Annotated in this window: 16 protein-coding genes; all 16 read right to left on the bottom strand. The window is 65.7% G+C overall.

Annotated features, from left to right (window positions below):
- Positions 1–107: 107 nt before the first annotated feature.
- Complete coding sequence (fusA, locus tag ACLHIH_RS13180; protein ID WP_411317307.1) at positions 108–2,225, bottom strand: elongation factor G; 2,118 nt, start codon at positions 2,223–2,225, stop codon at positions 108–110.
- 104 nt (positions 2,226–2,329) lie between these two features.
- Complete coding sequence (rpsG, locus tag ACLHIH_RS13175; protein WP_411317306.1) at positions 2,330–2,800, bottom strand: 30S ribosomal protein S7; 471 nt, start codon at positions 2,798–2,800, stop codon at positions 2,330–2,332.
- Positions 2,800–3,174 (bottom strand): 30S ribosomal protein S12, encoded by a 375-nt coding sequence (gene rpsL, locus ACLHIH_RS13170; RefSeq protein ID WP_325517316.1) that lies wholly within the window; start codon positions 3,172–3,174, stop codon positions 2,800–2,802. Before rpsL ends, rpsG begins: the two co-directional genes overlap by 1 nt.
- Before the next feature lie 312 nt (positions 3,175–3,486).
- Positions 3,487–3,951, bottom strand: a complete 465-nt coding sequence (locus ACLHIH_RS13165) for a DUF6121 family protein (RefSeq protein WP_411317305.1) — start codon at positions 3,949–3,951, stop codon at positions 3,487–3,489.
- Positions 3,926–5,053 (bottom strand): hypothetical protein, encoded by a 1,128-nt coding sequence (locus ACLHIH_RS13160; RefSeq protein WP_411317304.1) that lies wholly within the window; start codon positions 5,051–5,053, stop codon positions 3,926–3,928. Before ACLHIH_RS13160 ends, ACLHIH_RS13165 begins: the two co-directional genes overlap by 26 nt.
- Before the next feature lie 86 nt (positions 5,054–5,139).
- Positions 5,140–5,940: a prepilin peptidase gene (locus tag ACLHIH_RS13155; RefSeq protein WP_411317303.1), complete on the bottom strand. Its 801-nt coding sequence runs from the start codon at positions 5,938–5,940 to the stop codon at positions 5,140–5,142.
- 6 nt (positions 5,941–5,946) lie between these two features.
- Complete coding sequence (locus tag ACLHIH_RS13150) at positions 5,947–6,585, bottom strand: type 4a pilus biogenesis protein PilO (protein WP_411317302.1); 639 nt, start codon at positions 6,583–6,585, stop codon at positions 5,947–5,949.
- On the bottom strand, positions 6,582–7,373 hold the full coding sequence (locus ACLHIH_RS13145; RefSeq protein ID WP_411317301.1) for a hypothetical protein: 792 nt from the start codon (positions 7,371–7,373) through the stop codon (positions 6,582–6,584). Before ACLHIH_RS13145 ends, ACLHIH_RS13150 begins: the two co-directional genes overlap by 4 nt.
- On the bottom strand, positions 7,370–8,401 hold the full coding sequence (gene pilM / locus ACLHIH_RS13140) for a type IV pilus assembly protein PilM (RefSeq protein WP_411317300.1): 1,032 nt from the start codon (positions 8,399–8,401) through the stop codon (positions 7,370–7,372). The genes ACLHIH_RS13145 and pilM overlap by 4 nt, the downstream gene beginning before the upstream one ends.
- Positions 8,402–8,447: 46 nt before the next feature.
- Positions 8,448–9,914: a hypothetical protein gene (locus ACLHIH_RS13135; RefSeq protein WP_411317299.1), complete on the bottom strand. Its 1,467-nt coding sequence runs from the start codon at positions 9,912–9,914 to the stop codon at positions 8,448–8,450.
- An 83-nt stretch (positions 9,915–9,997) separates the two neighbouring features.
- Entirely contained in the window at positions 9,998–10,603 is a 606-nt protein-coding gene (locus ACLHIH_RS13130; RefSeq protein WP_411317298.1) for a PilW family protein, read from the bottom strand.
- A 7-nt stretch (positions 10,604–10,610) separates the two neighbouring features.
- Positions 10,611–11,123: a hypothetical protein gene (locus ACLHIH_RS13125; protein ID WP_411317297.1), complete on the bottom strand. Its 513-nt coding sequence runs from the start codon at positions 11,121–11,123 to the stop codon at positions 10,611–10,613.
- A gap of 15 nt (positions 11,124–11,138) precedes the next feature.
- Positions 11,139–11,573: a type IV pilin protein gene (locus tag ACLHIH_RS13120; RefSeq protein ID WP_411317296.1), complete on the bottom strand. Its 435-nt coding sequence runs from the start codon at positions 11,571–11,573 to the stop codon at positions 11,139–11,141.
- Positions 11,574–11,771: 198 nt separating this feature from the next.
- On the bottom strand, positions 11,772–12,998 hold the full coding sequence (locus ACLHIH_RS13115) for a type II secretion system F family protein (protein ID WP_411317295.1): 1,227 nt from the start codon (positions 12,996–12,998) through the stop codon (positions 11,772–11,774).
- The gene (locus ACLHIH_RS13110; protein WP_411317294.1) at positions 12,998–14,425 is read right to left on the bottom strand and encodes a type IV pilus twitching motility protein PilT; all 1,428 of its coding nucleotides are present in this window, start codon (positions 14,423–14,425) and stop codon (positions 12,998–13,000) included. The genes ACLHIH_RS13115 and ACLHIH_RS13110 overlap by 1 nt, the downstream gene beginning before the upstream one ends.
- A 19-nt stretch (positions 14,426–14,444) precedes the next feature.
- Positions 14,445–16,109, bottom strand: coding sequence for a GspE/PulE family protein (locus tag ACLHIH_RS13105; protein ID WP_411317293.1), 1,665 nt, complete (start codon positions 16,107–16,109; stop codon positions 14,445–14,447).
- Positions 16,110–16,430: the final 321 nt, after the last annotated feature.

Genomic DNA, 16,430 nt, shown 5'->3' with positions numbered 1-16,430 from the left:
CCGGATCGTCTGTCCGGCGGCCTGCGAGCGGCTCGCATACCGCGTGCCGCTCGCAGCCGATCTTCGCGCCGGTGCAAGCACCGGAGCTTAGACCGCGAATAGCGAAGCTATTCGCCCTTGTTCTTCTGCACGATCTCGTCGGCGACCGCGCGCGGCACCTCCGAGTAGCTGTCGAAGCTCATCGAGTAGACGGCGCGACCAGAGGTCTTCGACCGGAGGTCTCCGACGTAGCCGAACATCTCCGACAGCGGGACGTTGGCCTTGACGACCTTGACGCCCGTGGCATCCTCCATCGACTGGATCTGTCCACGACGCGAGTTCAGGTCGCCGATGACGTCGCCCATGTATTCCTCGGGCGTGCGAACCTCGACGGCCATGAGCGGCTCGAGGAGCACGGGATCGGCCTTGCGGGCCGCTTCCTTGAACGCCATCGAACCAGCGATCTTGAACGCCATCTCCGAGGAGTCGACGTCGTGCGCAGCACCATCGAGCAGGATCGCCTTGACACCGACCATGGGGTATCCGGCGAGGATACCGACCTGGAGGGCGTCTTGGATTCCGGCGTCGACCGACGGGATGTACTCGCGAGGGATGCGGCCACCGGTGACCTTGTTGTCGAACTCGTAGATCGTGTCTGCCGTGACCTCGAGAGGCTCGAGCGAGATCTGGACCTTCGCGAACTGACCCGAACCACCGGTCTGCTTCTTGTGCGTGTAGTCGTGCTTCGCAACGATGCGGCGGATCGTCTCGCGGTAGGCCACCTGGGGCTTACCGACGTTGGCCTCGACGTTGAACTCGCGCTTCATGCGGTCGACGAGGATGTCGAGGTGGAGCTCGCCCATTCCCTTGATGACCGTCTGACCGGTGTCCTGGTTCTGCTCGGTGCGGAACGTGGGGTCCTCTTCAGCGAGCTTCTGGATGGCGACACCCAGCTTCTCCTGGTCGGCTTTCGTCTTCGGCTCGATCGCGACCTCGATGACGGGCTCGGGGAACGTCATCGACTCGAGAACGACCTGAGCCGACGAGTCGGAGAGGGTGTCTCCCGTGGTCGTGTCTTTGAGGCCGATGACCGCGTAGATGTGACCGGCGGTGACGCTCTCGACCGGGTTCTCCTTGTTGGCGTGCATCTGGAAGATCTTGCCGATGCGCTCCTTCTTGCCCTTCGTGGAGTTCATCACGCCCGATCCGCTCTCGATGGTGCCGGAGTAGACGCGGATGTAGGTGAGGCGACCGAAGAACGGGTGAACCGCGACCTTGAACGCGAGAGCCGCGAACGGGTCTTTCGGGTCGGGGTGACGTTCGATGACGACAGTCTCGTCGCGCACGTCGTGTCCTTCGACAGCGGGCACGTCGAGCGGGGTCGGAAGGTAGTCCACGACGGCGTCGAGCATCGGCTGCACGCCGCGGTTCTTGAACGCCGAACCGCAGAGCACGGGGTAGATCTGGCTCGAGATGGTGAGCTTGCGGATCGCAGCTTTGATCTCGGCGACCGTGAAGTCGGTGTCACCCTCCATGAAGCGCTCGAGGAGCGCGTCATCGGTTTCGGCGACGACCTCAATGAGCTGCGCGCGGTACTCGTTGGCCTTCTCGACGAGGTCGGCGGGGATCTCCTCGATCTCGTACTTCGCGCCGAGCGCGACGTCACCCTTCGAGTCGCCGCGCCACGTGAGGGCGCGCATCTCGACGAGGTCGACGATGCCCTCGAACGAGCTCTCGTATCCGATCGGAAGCTGGATGACGAGGGGCTTCGCGCCGAGGCGCTTCACGATCGTGTCGACCGTGTAGTAGAAGTCGGCTCCGAGCTTGTCCATCTTGTTGACGAAACAGATGCGGGGAACGTCGTACTTGTCGGCCTGGCGCCAGACGGTCTCGGACTGGGGCTCGACGCCCTCCTTGCCGTCGAACACGGCGACCGCACCGTCGAGCACGCGAAGCGAGCGCTCGACCTCGACCGTGAAGTCGACGTGGCCGGGGGTGTCGATGATGTTGATCTGGTTCTTGTTCCAGAAACAGGTCGTGGCGGCGGACGTGATGGTGATGCCGCGCTCTTGCTCTTGCGCCATCCAGTCCATCGTGGCTGCGCCGTCGTGGACTTCACCGATCTTGTGAGTGATACCCGTGTAGAACAGGATTCGCTCGGTGGTTGTGGTCTTACCGGCATCGATGTGAGCCATGATGCCGATGTTGCGGACCTTGTTCAGGTCGGTGAGCACGTCTTGTGCCACGGAGTTCCTCCGAAAAGTTGTGGATCTGGATGTCTGGACTGCCACACTTCCGCGCCGGTCGGCCCGAGTCACCTCGAAGCCGACCGACGCGGTGAGCGCGATAGTTACCAGCGGTAGTGCGCGAAGGCCTTGTTGGATTCGGCCATCTTGTGAGTGTCTTCACGACGCTTGACCGCGGCACCGAGGCCGTTGGACGCGTCGAGGATCTCGTTGGTGAGGCGCTCGGTCATCGTCTTCTCACGACGACCCTTCGCGTACGTGGTCAACCAGCGAAGCGCGAGAGTGTTCGCGCGGTGCGGCTTGACCTCGACGGGCACCTGATAGGTCGAGCCACCGACGCGGCGGCTCTTGACCTCGATGGTCGGACGGACGTTGTCGAGCGCCTTCTTGAGCGTGACGACGGCATCCGCACCGTTCTTCGAGGAGACTCCGGCGAGAGCGTCGTAGACGATCTTCTCGGCGAGGCCTTTCTTGCCGTCAAGAAGGATCTTGTTGACGAGCTGGCTGACGATGGGGGCTCCGTAGACCGGGTCCGCGATGACGGGACGCTTCGGTGCTGGTCCTTTACGAGGCATTACTTCTTGTCCATTTTCGCTCCGTAGCGGCTGCGAGCCTGCTTGCGGTTTTTGACTGCTTGGGTGTCGAGCGCGCCGCGCACGATCTTGTAGCGCACACCGGGGAGGTCTTTGACTCGACCGCCACGCACGAGCACCATCGAGTGCTCCTGGAGGTTGTGGCCCTCACCGGGGATGTAGGCGGTGACCTCGGTGCCGTTGCTGAGCTTGACTCGGGCGACCTTGCGCAGAGCCGAGTTCGGCTTCTTCGGGGTGGTCGTGTAGACGCGGGTGCACACGCCGCGCTGCTGGGGGTTGGCCTTGAGGGCGGGCGCCTTGGTCTTGACGACCTTGGGGCTGCGGCCCTTCCGGACCAACTGCTGAATAGTTGGCACTGATTACTCCTTGTGATGACTGCACGGTGACAGGTGTTGCTTGCATTCGACCGTGCCCGTCACCGGGTGAGTCGAGTTCAGATGGACCCACCTCGCTCTCGGCACCTTCTCTCGCGAGAGGGTCGAGCGGCGTGAATGGTGGGTATGCCGTGGGGGCTCCTGCTCCTCGTGGAGCAGCGGGCCCAACATCGATCAGTGGATCCCGTGCGCTTCTCCGTCTTTCGACGGTGCGGGCGCACGACAGAACACACCTCGGACAACTGTAGCCCGTCGACTCGGGACGGTCAAATGTCGGCGGTGTCTCGAGCCTCGTCAGCGACGGGCGTCGAGGTGGCCCGCGACGAGGACGACGAGGCCGGCGACGACACCCGACGACAGCACGAATGGACTCACGACGTAGTTGGCGAAGAACACCGGAATGACGGCGATCTGGGTGCGCACGAGCGAGTAGACGATCGCTCCGACGGCGGGTCCGATGAGCACGGCCGCGACTCCCGCGCCGATCGCGCGGGTTCGGATCGACTGTGCGCGCGGTGCGCCGACGGCGCGTGCCACGACGGCGAGCACCGCGACGAACATGAGTGGCCCGGTGAGCGTGCCCGCATCCGCCTGGGTGATCACGTCGCGATCGAAGATCAGACTCTCGAAGCCGTAGACGAACACGAGGAGTGCGGCGGTGAGCACGACCGCCATGACGGTGAGGATCGGGCGGGCGGGGATCGGGGATTCCGGGCCGCCCGGCCGACGGTCGTCAGGCGGAGGCGTAGCCGCGCTCATACTCCGCCCGGTGCTGGGCGGCGGCACGCTCGTATTCGTTGCGCGCCTCGATGTTCTTGGCCTTGACGCGGCGTCCGCGCGAGCTGATGGCCGCACCGATCCACATCGAGACCTCGCGAGCGACGAGCCCCGCGGCGATCACATAGGGGTTGACGGCGTAGCCGACGAACCGAGCGGATGCCTGCGCCGGAGTGTCTTCGAGCACGTTGTCGAGCAGCAGCTGAACCCCGATGGTGCCGAAGTAGACGAGGGCGCCGACGAAGAGGCTGCCGAGCACGAAAGCCCACCAGCTCGCGCGGTTGACGAGGAGAACGACGATGACGAACCCGACCACGAAGAAGAGAACGGGAACGTAGAACAGAGGCTCGACGAGGAAGAGCGTGAGCGCCTCGGTGACCGACTGCTGCGGTGCGGTCACGGCGACGATGAGCATCGTGACAGCCACGTAGATGGCCGCGAAGATCACGACCGAGAGCACCGCAATGAGCGAACCGAGGCCACGGTTGCCCTTCTTCTTTGGCTCGACGGGCGGTGGGGTGAACGAGCGCTGCGGCGGCTGCTGCTGCTGCTGCTGAGCGTAGGGGTTCGGCTGCTGCGCAGCGGCGGGCTGAGCGGAGTAGTCGGGCTGCTGATCGCGCGCGACCGGTGCGGGCGCGCTGGCCGCGACGGGCACGGCGACGGGCGGTGGCGTCGCCGCAGACACCGGCGTGGCCTCAGAGACCGGCGTGGCCTCGGGGGCGGATGCCGTGGCCGCGGTCGTCGCCGACTCGTCGTATGCCGTGGTGTCGTAGGCGGCCGTCTCGGTCACCGCGGCCTCGTTCGCGGCGGTCTGGTTGACGGCACTGTCGTGTGCGGCCGCATCGGTCGCCGCGGCATCCTGCGCGGCGCTGTCGTCTGCGGTCGTGTCGCGTGCGGGGGCGTCATCTGTGGCAGGCGCCGGGGTGTCTCCCGGCTCGACGAAGAGCGGCGTGTCGCTGCTCGCGGGGGTGGCGTTGGTCGACGTCGTGTCGTTGGTGGTCGCGGTGCTGTCGTTCGACCGCACGGGCGGCGGCACGAGCGGGGGTGGGCCGTCTTCGGGGCGCTTGTCGTCGAATTCACTCACGGGGGCACTCCTCAGGAAAAGTCTCGGCGGCTGGTCCGTCGCCGACTTCACCCTAGCAACGGGCACCCGTTTGGGCCGTGGCTGCGCTAGGCGAGTCCGACGAGAGCGAGATATCCGGATGCGAGCGGTCTGCCGAAGAAGATTCCGAGGAACGCTCCCAGGATCATCCAGGGGCCGAACGGGATTCCCGACTTGCGGCCGGCGCGCCCGCTCGCGAGGAGCCCGAGCGAGAAGAGGCCGCCGAGGAGGAAGGCGCCGAAGGCCCCGACCGCGAGGGCGTCCCACCCGATCCACGCGAGGTGGAGGCCGATGACGAACGCGAGTTTGACGTCGCCGAGACCCATGCCTCGAGGCACGGCGAGCGCGAGAACGAGGTAGAAGACGAAGAGCGCCGCCGCGCCGATGAGGGAGCGGATGAGGGCATCCCACTCCCCCGCGAGCGCACTCGCGCCGCCCAGCAGCACGACACCCACGACCCACGACGGCAGCACGATGACGTTGGGCAGGCGACGGGTGTCGAGGTCGATGAGCGCGAGCGCCACCGAGACGGCCGCGAAGTAGAGGTAGGCGGGGAGAGCGAGAACACCGGGCGTCTCGAGCCCGAACCGCAGGGCCACGAGAACGAAGAGCACACCTGTGGCCGCCTCGACGACCGGGTAACGCACCGAGATCGGTTCGCCGCAGTCGCGACACCGGCCACGCAACAGCACCCATCCGAGAACCGGGATGTTGTCGTGCCAGCGGATGCGGTGACCGCACCGGGGGCACGCGCTCGGCGGGCGGCTGAGCGATTCGCCGCGGGGAACACGCCAGATGACGACGTTGAGGAAGGAGCCGATCGCGAGCCCGAGGAGCCCGATGACGACGAGGAGGTATGCGGCGAGCACGGGTCGTCAGTCGGCGGGCGCGGCGTCGGCCGGGGTTTCGCTGGCGACGTCCTCGTCGATCGCCGTCGCGCCCGCCGAACCACGCACAACGAAGAGGTGTCCGGTGACGGTGCCTGCCGCCCCGTCCCCGCTCGAGAACGTGACGTTCGTCACGAGGGTGAGCCGCGTCGACTCCTGCACGGCGGCGGTGAAGTCGAGGATCTGCTGCGGGGAGCCTTCGAGGCTGATGGTGATGGGGATCGTGAACGTGCCGGTCGCGGCCACCGTGGGGTCCGCGGGCGCGGCGTCCCCCTCTGCTTCGCTCGCGTAGGCGAGCGCTTCGGAGGCCGTGAAGCCCGTCAGCGCCACGCCTGCGTCACTCGCGAGGCCCACGATGTCGTCGAGGAACACATCGAAGTCTTGACGAGGCGGGATCTGCGATTCGAGTTCGGAGAGCTGATCTTCGAGCACGTCCATGTTCTCGAACTGGTCGCGCAGCTGGATGAGCGCGATCTCTTGAGCAGCGTTCTGCTGCTCGACCCCCTCTTTCTCGGCCCTCGCATCATCCGCGGCCGTGACCTGGGGCGAGATTCCGAGCAGCCACCCGAGTGCGACGATCGCAACGATGAGAAGTGACGCGCCGATGAGCCAAATGCGTTCGGTCATTCGCCGTCCTCGCTTTCGGCCGCGGGCTCGACAGCGCCCTCGACAGGTGCATCCGCGCCGTCAGACGTGGCATCGTCGGGCTCCCCGCCTTCGGAATCCGCGCCGTCAGACGTGGCATCGTCGGGCTCCCCGCCTTCGGAATCCGCGCCGAAGCGGCCAGACAGGGCGTCGGCGTCGACGGTCACGGCGATGGTCGTCGAGTAGACACCGTCGGCGTAGGTGAGGATGTCGGGGGTCGCGTCGGTGAAGCCGGTGAGCGCCGACATCCGCCTCACGAGGTCGGTGACGTCGATGACCGAGGCGCTTTCGAAGACGATGCTCATTCGGGCGACGTGCGCGTAGCGCAGCGGGCCGGCGGGCACGAGTTCTGCCTCCCACGGCGCTCTCGAGGTGAGGGTTCCTGACGACAGCGTCACGCCGTCGGGCAGGTAGCTCACGATCTGGTCGGTGACGTCTCCCCACAGCACCTCGGTCGAGACGGCCAGGGTGCGAGCGTCGCTCACGGTCGACACGAGTCCCGCGATCGTCGTCGCGTCGGCGTAGAGCAGTTGCTCGGCGAGCAGCTGGGCGGTGCGCTCCTGTTCTGCGGCGAGCTCCATCTGGGCCGAAGCCGTTCGCAGGGTCGCGGCGGCATAGGTTCCCCCGACCGCGGCGAGCGCCGAGACGACGGCGATCGCGAGCATCTGCCTCGTGCGCCGTGACTTCGCGCGAGCGTGCACTTCGGGAGGGAGGAGGTCTGCGCGCGGCACTCCCCCGAGCACGAGGGCGGTGTTCGTCTTCTTGCTCATGCTGTTCCCCCCGCGGCCAGGCTGTATGCCGTGAGCATGCCGTCTCCGCTGTTCGCCGCACCGCGGTCGGTGCGTGCACCGGCGAGCGCGTCGGGACGCTCGACCGGCACCGAGGCGAGCTCGGTGAGCGCGTCGCCGAGACCGAGCATCTGCGCACCTCCGCCCGACAGCAGGATGCGCTGCAGGGGGTTGCCGGGTTTGGTGTTCGTATAGAAGGTGAGCGTGTTGCGGATGCTCGTGAGCAGTTCTCCGACCGTCTCGTAGACGATCTCGAGAGCGAGTCGGCGCTCGGGCGGCACCACGCCGGCGCCGAGGCCCATCTCGCGTTTGATCGCTTCGGCTTCCGGGGCGCTGATCTCGAGTCGACTCGCGAGCGCCCGTGTCGTGTCGTCGCTTCCTGCGGCGATGATTCGCACGAACTGCGGCACGCCGTCGAGCACGATGATGACGTTGGTCGTGTTGGCGCCGATGCTCACGGCCGCGGAGAGGCCGGACACGGTCGCGGGTGCGAGACTGCGGGCGAGCGCGAACGGGATGAGGTCGACTCCGACGGGGGTGAGCCCCGCTCCCGTGACCGCGGAGATGTTGGAGGTGACCGCCTCTTTGATCGCAGCGACGAGCAGGCCCTTCACAACGGGTCCGTTCTCGTCCTGCGCCTCGGAGATGGGGTAGAAGTCGAGCAGCGTCTCTTCGACGGGCACGGGCAGCATGTCTTGCACGTGGAAGGGCAGCGCCTCGCGGATCTGCGCGAGCGGGGTGCGGGGCATCTGCAGGTCGCGACTGAGAACACGCGGCCCACCCATGCCGATCACGACGTTCTTGCTCGAGAATTTGCCCGTCGACCAGAGTCGCTTGATCGACTCGGTGACGGCGGATGCCTCGATCACCTCGCCGCGCCTCACCGACCCCTCGGGGAGCGGCATCTCGTGCTGTCGCACAATCGTCGGCTTCGCTTTTCCGGCCTTCTTCACTTCGACGGCGCGCACGCTCGTCGCTCCGATGTCGATGCCGACGACGTTCGCGGTCATTCTGTGTACCTTCCGGTCGACTTCGCGAGCGACACAACTCGAGTGCTCATGGGGATACATCTCGCATCGAGTAGAGCTCTCCCAGCACAGAAACGCTCGGCGACGGCGCCCCGGGCACCGCGCCTCCAAGGTCGACCCCGGGCAAACCGATCGGGGTGTAAACCAGGCCTGAGTTGCTGTTGAACTGCACATTCCCACCAAACAGCTGCCCCCGCCAGTTGACGGTGGAGTTCTTGATTTCGCACGGGGTGTATATGAGGGCAGCAACGGGTGCCTCGATGCGCACGTAACTGTTGATGTCGACGCCACCGCTCACGCAGGTCGGGATGCCATTGACAGCCGTGTCTGGAACAACGAAGCGCAATTCGCGATGAACGCCGTCAGAAGACCTCGCCGTGAAATTCTCGATGTTAAAGGCCCTGGACACGAAAGTGACATCAGTTTTCAGCTGCAGAGTCAGAGCGGCGGACGAGGACAGAGTGAGCTTGGAGCAGTTGCGAGCATCGATGACAGTGGGTTTCGTGTAGCTACTCAGCGCCGTCGCGTGGGCCATGTTCTTGGTCCGATTGTCAATCGTGCAATGGTCTGAGTTGTTGGGCCACGTGACGACGGTGTACCCGGCATCAGTCCATTGACTCAGGACGAATCCGAAGTCGATCCAGTCCGGGACGAGCGGGGCGACGGGCGCCGCGGATCCGGTCATCATTGTGCTGACCGACGTCGCCCCCGACGATTGTCGGGCCGCGCACGCATTACCCGCGTTGTCCCAGGTGTTGGGCGATGCACAGCGTGGAGACCATGCGTCGAGAGATCCCCTGAGCGCAACAGCGCCGCCGATCCGGGCATCCGGGCTGATCAACGACTTGCCAGTGGAGGCGCTTGATACACTTCCCCCGATTTTGCCGTAGATGTTGACGACGCCTCCAGCGACGACGCTCCCGTTGACTCGGCAAGGTGTCTGAATGGAAACACTGCCGGACTGTGCGCGCACATCTCCCTGGACTTCGCTCGCCTCGGTGCAATCGACGTTCCCGTTTCGGATGCTGATCGACGCCGGCCTTGAGCCGTCAGAGAGGATCTTCGCCTGATTGAGAGGTCCCGAGCTATAGGTGTAAACCGCCGATCCCGTTGCGGGTATGCCCGTTGGAATTGAGGAATAGGCGTATATGGCTTCGACCGAACTTTCGTCACCTCGAGTGTTGCCTGCGACTCCAGTCGCGTCAGCCACACCCTTCGAGACGATCTTGACGAACGTCGCGGCCGGCGCCGGGCACTGCCCAACCCAACTCAGCCCGGGAGCATCGAGGGTCGAGCTCGTCGTGTAGCTGATAGTCGCGGTGTACGCCGGCGCCGTATCGCTAGTCATCACTCGGGCACAGGGGGCATCTGACGACAGCTTCGCGGCCGCCACCGCGATTCCGGACTCCGCAGCGGCTTGAGATTGAACACCGGCTCGAGTCGCGGACGTGTAGCCGAGACCGCCGACGACCGTGGACATGATGAGCGCGCTCAAGACGAGCCCAACGGCCATAACGCCGATAACCGCGGCGAGCGCAGAGCCCCTATCGTCGCTTCGCGCGATACGGATGAGTCGTGTCACGAACATGTGAGATCTCCCGGTCCGCTCGCGCGGCTCGCAACCGTGCTTGTGACTTCTACGGGCGGGTTTTCCCCCGCCGTTACGTCGAATCTCATGCGCAACGAACCCGCACCCACGGTTTCGAAGGTCGAATCCTCCTCCGGTGCGGCAACCCCCGCGACCAACAGAGTCCACGCTCCGAGGTTCGAAACGGTCGGAATGCCGACAGCAGTGTCCTGCTGGCGGAAGTGAATGCTCCCGCCGTCGGCCGCTGAGAAGTACCACGCCGAGCACACCCATTCGAGAGTGGCTCCGCTCCGCGCTGTCTGCGCAACGAGCATTTGATCGTCCGACCCCGGGATGTCGCGAATCGTGAAATCCGATGAATTACGGATGCCGGTCTGGATCGAGTCGACGATGAGTTGCGACGCCCGCGTCGCCTCCGTCACCGACCGCACCGTGCCCTCGGTCCGCGTCGTACTGAGGAACAGCCCTCCCACGATGGTCAACACGACGAGGAGAAGTGCGGAATACACGACGAGCTCGATGAGCGTGAACCCGGACTCAGACTCGGGCCGGATCTCAGGGACACGGTCGTAGGTCGCCTCGACGGGAACGGTCATGAGCCGGTCACTCTCCGTCAACGAGGATGAGAGTCGACGCCGACGAGAGAACCGCGGTACCGCCGTCGCGATCGATGCTGACGCTCGCCGTGAACTTGATTGTCCCGGGGAGGTCTTCTGGGCACACTCCCGCTTCCCGCGCGCCGCGCAACTGCACCCCGCGGGGGTCGGTCGTCTCAGCGACCGGTTGGTCGGCGAATGCTTGGATTGCGGCGCAGCTCGCACTTTGTGCGCGCGCCTCCGTCAATTGATCTTCGACAATGCGCGTTGCGGCGGCGAGGGTCGTCGTCGCCGCCGACTGCTTGATGCCTTCGATGAGCACCGGCAGAAAAGCGATTGCAATGATCGCGAGAACGAACATCGACACCACGATCTCGATGAGACCGATGCCGTCATCGTCTCGTGCGGCAGTCACGGTCGCTGCAGTGTTGGTCATGCGATCGAGCCCCCTCGGATCGGATGTCGGGTGGTGGAACGTGAAGTGGAGCGCCGCGTCCGCGGCGCCCCACTGGAAGTGCATTAGACGGCTGGAGCCTTAGCTACCGCAGGCGCCCTCTTCAACGCCGCCATCGTGGTTGATGTGGAAGGGGTTACCCGCGCCCGAAGTGGCCTGGAGGCAGAACTCGGCACCGCCGGTCGCTACCGAGACATCGGCATCCAAATCATCTGAAGCAACATAGCCATAGTCAGCAAGCGCGGTTGAAGTTGCGGCTGCGTCGCTCGTCGCCAGGTACTCGCCATTGTTGTCGGTCGCATAAGAAACCATGGCGACCTTCGCGTTACCGAGATCTGAACGCGCGGCTCCGTCGCGCGCCTGGTCCTGCTGCCCAAGGAACGCGGGGATCGCGATGGCCGCGAGGATGCCGATGATGAGCACGACGACGAGGAGCTCGATGAGGGTGAATCCCTTGTCTTCGTTCTTGAGTGCGTCGCGCTTGGCTGCCATCGACTTGTGGATTGCTGTGATCATGATGCGTGTTTTCCTGTCCGTCCAAAGTGAGTGGAGAGGAGGTCCCCCGTGTCGTTTCGACCCCCGCAGACCATGTTTCGCTACGGCCGCCATCCTGGGAATCACCCGAACGGGGGGACTTGGCCGAAAACGCACCCCCATTGCGAGGGGTACAGAAGTTGCCAGAAGGGGTACGCCCCGGCGACACGCGCGGGAGGGTCAGCCGACCTGCTCGAAGATGGAGAACACGGGCATGTAGAGCGCCACGATCATGCCGCCGATCACCACACCGATGACCCCGATCATGAGCGGCTCGATGAGCGCCGTGAGTTGCTCGGTCGTCGACTGCACCTCGTCGTCGTAGAAGTCGGCGATCTTGTGCAGCATCTGTTCGAGCGCGCCCGAATCCTCGCCGACGGCGATCATCTGCGTGACCATCGACGGGAACATCGGCTCCTCGGCGAGCGGTTCGGCGATCGTCCTGCCCGAACGCACCGACTCGGCGACGTTCTGCAGGGCCTTCTCGATGACCCAGTTGCCCGACGTGTCGCCGACGATCGCGAGCGACTGCAGCACGGGCACACCCGACCCCGTCATGGTCGCGAAGTTGCGCGTGAACCGGGCGATCGCCACCTTGCTGAAGAGGTCGCCGAAGACGGGCATCTTGAGGCGCCACGGGTCGACGATGCTGCGCACCCGATCGGTGTTCTTGTTCTTGCGCCACCAGAAGACGAACGCGACGATGAGCACGACGAGCAGCGGGCCGAGCCACACCATCGCCTTCGAGAGCACGACGAGAACCTGGGTCGGCAACGGCAGCTCGCCACCGAGGTCGGCGAACATCTGCTCGAACACGGGCACGATGAAGATGAGCATGCCGATGACCGCCACGACGGCCATCATGAGCACGACCACGGGATACGTGAGCGCCGACTTGATGGTCGCGCGGAGTTTGACGTCGGACTCGAATGTCGCGGCGACCGACTCGAGCGCCTGATCGAGGAAACCGCCGGTCTCCCCCGCCTTGACGAGGTGCACCATGAGCGGCGGGAAGACCTGCTTGTGTTTGCCGAGCGACTCGGAGAGCGACGACCCGCCCTCCACCTGCCCGCGCACCGCCACGAGGGTTTTGGCGAGAGTCTTGTTCTCGGTCTGCGCGGCGAGGATGGAGATGGCACGCAGGAGCGAGAGTCCCGCCGACATCATCGTCGCGAGTTGACGACTCATGACCGCGAGGTCTTTGAGCCCCACTTGCTTCTCGAAGGCGCCGAGGGAGATCTCCCGGTTGAGGCCCGTGCCGGCCTCGTCGATCGACACCGGCGTGAGGCCCATCGTGCGCAGTCGCGAGACCACGACGCTCTCGCTCGCGGCATCGATTTTGCCTTTCACGAGCTTGCCGCTCGCATCCCGACCCTTGTAGCTGAACGACTGGACGGTGACCGTCATCAGTAGCCCGCCCCGAGGTCGTGGTTGAACCCTGCGGAGCCGAGCGACGAGCCGCCCATGCCGCCGCCCGCACCGCCGCCCGACGGCGACCGTCTCACGAGCTGGGCGAAACTCGCGGTGTCGCTCACCTTCTCGATCGCAGCCTCGTGGGTCACCTCTCCCGAGTTGACGAGGTCGGCGAGGTGGTTGTCCATGGTCTGCATGCCGATGCTGCGCCCGGCCTGAAGCGCCGAAGGGATCTGGAAGGTCTTGCCCTCGCGGATGAGGTTCGCGATCGCGGGTGTCGACACCATGATCTCGGTCGCCACGACACGGCCCTTGCCGCTCGCCTTCTTCACGAGCGTCTGGCAGATGACCCCCTGCAGCGTCGCGGAGAGCTGCGTGCGCACTTGCCCCTGCTGGTGGGGAGGGAACACGTCGATGACGCGGTCGATCGTCTGCGACGCCGATTGCGTGTGCAGGGTCGCGAACACGAGGTGGCCGGTCTCGGCGGCTGTGAGCGCCACCGAGATGGTCTCGAGGTCGCGGAGCTCGCCGATGAGGATGACGTCGGGGTCTTGCCGCAACACGTGCTTGAGCGCGTTCGCGAAACTGTGGGTGTCGTTGCCGACCTCGCGCTGGTTGACGACCGACTTGTGGTTCTGGTGCAAGAACTCGATCGGATCTTCGACCGTCATGATGTGGTCGGCTCGCGTGCGGTTGACGAGGTCGACGAGCCCCGCGAGCGTCGTCGACTTGCCCGACCCGGTCGGGCCCGTCACGAGCACGAGCCCGCGTGGCAGCTCGGCGAACTGGGCGACGGCATCCGGAACACCCAGATCTTTGAGCTGCTTGATCTCGGTGGGGATGAGACGGAACGCGGCACCCATCGCGTCGCGCTGCTGGTAGAAGTTCACGCGGAATCGCGCGTTGACCGAGAGGGTGAACGCGAAGTCGAGCTCGAGCTCCTCGTCAAAGGTCGCCGCTTGCGCCGGGGTCAGGATGCTGCGGAGAGCCGACGTGACCTTCTCGCGGGTCCACACCGGGGCGTCGGGGAGAGGCGTGAGCCCGCCGTCGACGCGGAGCATGGGCGGCGCTTTGACCGTCACGTGGAGGTCCGACGCCTTGAGTCGCAGCACCTCTTCGAGCGCGAACAGCAGGTCGGGGTCGGGAGTCGAACTCGAGCCGCGGGGGCGTCGGGGCGCATCGACGCCCGGGTCGATCGTCGACGGTGTCGTCGGGCGGTCGTAGTCGGGATCGAGCCGAGGAGCCGGCGCCGGTGCCGCCGCGCCGCGCGGTGCTTCGGCGAACGAGCCGGGGGCGGGCACCGTGGGCGCACCGCGCTCGACCGTCGACTGCTCGGCAGCCCTCGCCGCCTGCTGCGACACCTCCCACAGGTCGCCCTGGCCCCCGCCGGTGACCGGAATCTCGTAGATCGGATTCGTCATTCGTGCTCCCCCCGCGTGGTCACGCCACGACCCTCAGAATCTCTTCGATCGATGTGTGCCCGAGCTTGGCCTTGGCCCAGCCGTCTTCGCGGAGCGTCAGCATCCCCTGTGACCGCGCGACCGCGCCGATCTCGGCACTCGACGCCCTCGCGACGGCGAGGCGCTCGATGTCTTCGGTCACGAGCATGACCTCGTGGATGGCGATGCGCCCGCGGTAGCCCGTGTTGGAGCAGTGCGTGCATCCGACCGGTCGGTAGAGCACGGGCGGAGGCGCCGCGGGGTCGAACCCGACCCGGAGGTTGAGCAACTCGCCGGCATCGTGCTGGTAGGCACCCTTGCAGCGACTGCACAAGCGTCGCGCGAGTCGCTGCGCGACGACACAGTCGAGGGCCGAGCCGACGAGAAACGGCTCGATGTTCATCTCGGTGAGTCGCGTCACAGCGCTCGGGGCGTCGTTGGTGTGCAGGGTCGAGAGCACGAGGTGGCCCGTGAGGGACGCCTCGATGGCGATCTGCGCGGTCTCGTGGTCGCGGATCTCACCGAGCAGCACGACGTCGGGGTCGGACCGCAGGATCGACCTCAGCGCGCTCGCGAAGGTGAGCCCCGCTTTGGGGTTCACCTGCACCTGGTTGATGCCCGGCATCCGGTATTCCACCGGGTCTTCGACCGTGATGACGTTGATCTCGGGGCGGGAGACGGTGTGGAGCGTCGTGTAGAGCGTGGTCGACTTGCCCGACCCTGTCGGGCCCGTGACGAGGATCATGCCGTAGGGCTTCGTGTACGAGCTCCGGAACGCTTCGGCGTTGTAGTCGAGCAGACCGAGGTCGCTGAGCTTCATGTCCGACTCGGCGTTGTCGAGGATGCGCATGACGATCTTCTCGCCCCACACCGTCGGCAGGGTCGCGACCCTTAGGTCGATCGTGCGGCTCGCGTGACGGATCGACATCCGACCGTCTTGGGGGCGCCGGCGCTCCGAGATGTCGATGTCGCTCATGATCTTGAGCCTCGAGATCACACCGTTCTGAATCGATTTGGGTGCGCGCTGCATCTCGTGCAGCACGCCGTCGATGCGATAGCGCACGCGCAGGTCGTGCTCGCTCGGTTCGATGTGGATGTCTGAAGCCCGGTCTTGGATCGCCTGACTCACGATCAGGTTCACGAACCGCACGATCGGGGCGTCGTCGTCTGCGGTCTCCCCCATCGAGAGTTCCGTCTCGGCCGGAGTCGAGTCCTCTTCGATCGCCGAGGTGAGGTCGCTCAGCTCGCCGTCGGCGCGGTGGAAGCGGTCGATCGCGGCGAGGAGGTCGCAGCGTTCGGCGACCACGGGAGTGATGTTCATGCGTGCCGCCGAGCGCACGTCGTCGAGAGCGAAGACGTTGCCGGGGTCGACCATCGCGAGGGTCAGGCGGTCGGATTCGATCGCGATCGGGAGCACCCCGTAGCGACGGCAGACGGCGGCGGGCACGAGCGAGATCGCCATGCGATCGACGGCGTACTCCGTCAATTCGACGAACGGCAACCGGAGCTTCTCCGCGAGGGCAGACGCGAACTGGAGTTCGGTGACAACCCCGCTGTCGACGAGAGCGCGCACGGCGGCCATCTCGTCTTCGTCGCGACGAAGCGTGTCGAGGTGTTCGATCGGCAGGACGCCGCGCACGATGAGAATGTCGGTCAGATTGGCCACGGAACCCCCCTCCGGGCACATCGGGCGGCACGCAGCTTGACGATGCGGCACGGCAGTAGGCCGACCCCGTCCCCGGCCAGCGTGCTCAGTCAATCCCATCGAGCATGGCCCGACCAGTCCCCCGTGCGGGGGCTGCTCTGCCGCACGCACCTGTGGGGAGAATGGGAGCACCGGCGTCTGGCCTGGTCTGCGGATGGGGACTTCTCCCCATGGTGTGTGGTGTGGTGCGACCGTAGGGTCATCGTGGAGGTGGTGCGACCGTGGGAATGATGTTGCCGAACGAGCTCGTCTGGGTCATGGAAAAACTCGGATTCGAGTGGC

Source organism: Marisediminicola sp. LYQ134, assembly GCF_046599635.1.
Taxonomy (GTDB): Bacteria; Actinomycetota; Actinomycetes; order Actinomycetales; family Microbacteriaceae; genus Marisediminicola.
Note: the sequence above shows the minus strand (reverse complement) of the source record. Positions and strands in the feature narration are given on the sequence as shown.

Bases quoted from the DNA above. Each gene is read 5' to 3' on its own strand.
- rpsG (WP_411317306.1), bottom strand. From the start codon at position 2,800: ATGCCTCGTAAAGGACCAGCACCGAAGCGTCCCGTCATCGCGGACCCG.
- ACLHIH_RS13165 (WP_411317305.1), bottom strand. From the start codon at position 3,951: ATGAGCGCGGCTACGCCTCCGCCTGACGACCGTCGGCCGGGCGGCCCG.
- ACLHIH_RS13150 (WP_411317302.1), bottom strand. From the start codon at position 6,585: ATGACCGAACGCATTTGGCTCATCGGCGCGTCACTTCTCATCGTTGCG.
- ACLHIH_RS13145 (WP_411317301.1), bottom strand. From the start codon at position 7,373: ATGAGCAAGAAGACGAACACCGCCCTCGTGCTCGGGGGAGTGCCGCGC.
- pilM (WP_411317300.1), bottom strand. From the start codon at position 8,401: ATGACCGCGAACGTCGTCGGCATCGACATCGGAGCGACGAGCGTGCGC.
- ACLHIH_RS13130 (WP_411317298.1), bottom strand. From the start codon at position 10,603: ATGACCGTTCCCGTCGAGGCGACCTACGACCGTGTCCCTGAGATCCGG.
- ACLHIH_RS13125 (WP_411317297.1), bottom strand. From the start codon at position 11,123: ATGCACTTCCAGTGGGGCGCCGCGGACGCGGCGCTCCACTTCACGTTC.
- ACLHIH_RS13120 (WP_411317296.1), bottom strand. From the start codon at position 11,573: ATGATCACAGCAATCCACAAGTCGATGGCAGCCAAGCGCGACGCACTC.
- ACLHIH_RS13115 (WP_411317295.1), bottom strand. From the start codon at position 12,998: ATGACGGTCACCGTCCAGTCGTTCAGCTACAAGGGTCGGGATGCGAGC.
- ACLHIH_RS13110 (WP_411317294.1), bottom strand. From the start codon at position 14,425: ATGACGAATCCGATCTACGAGATTCCGGTCACCGGCGGGGGCCAGGGC.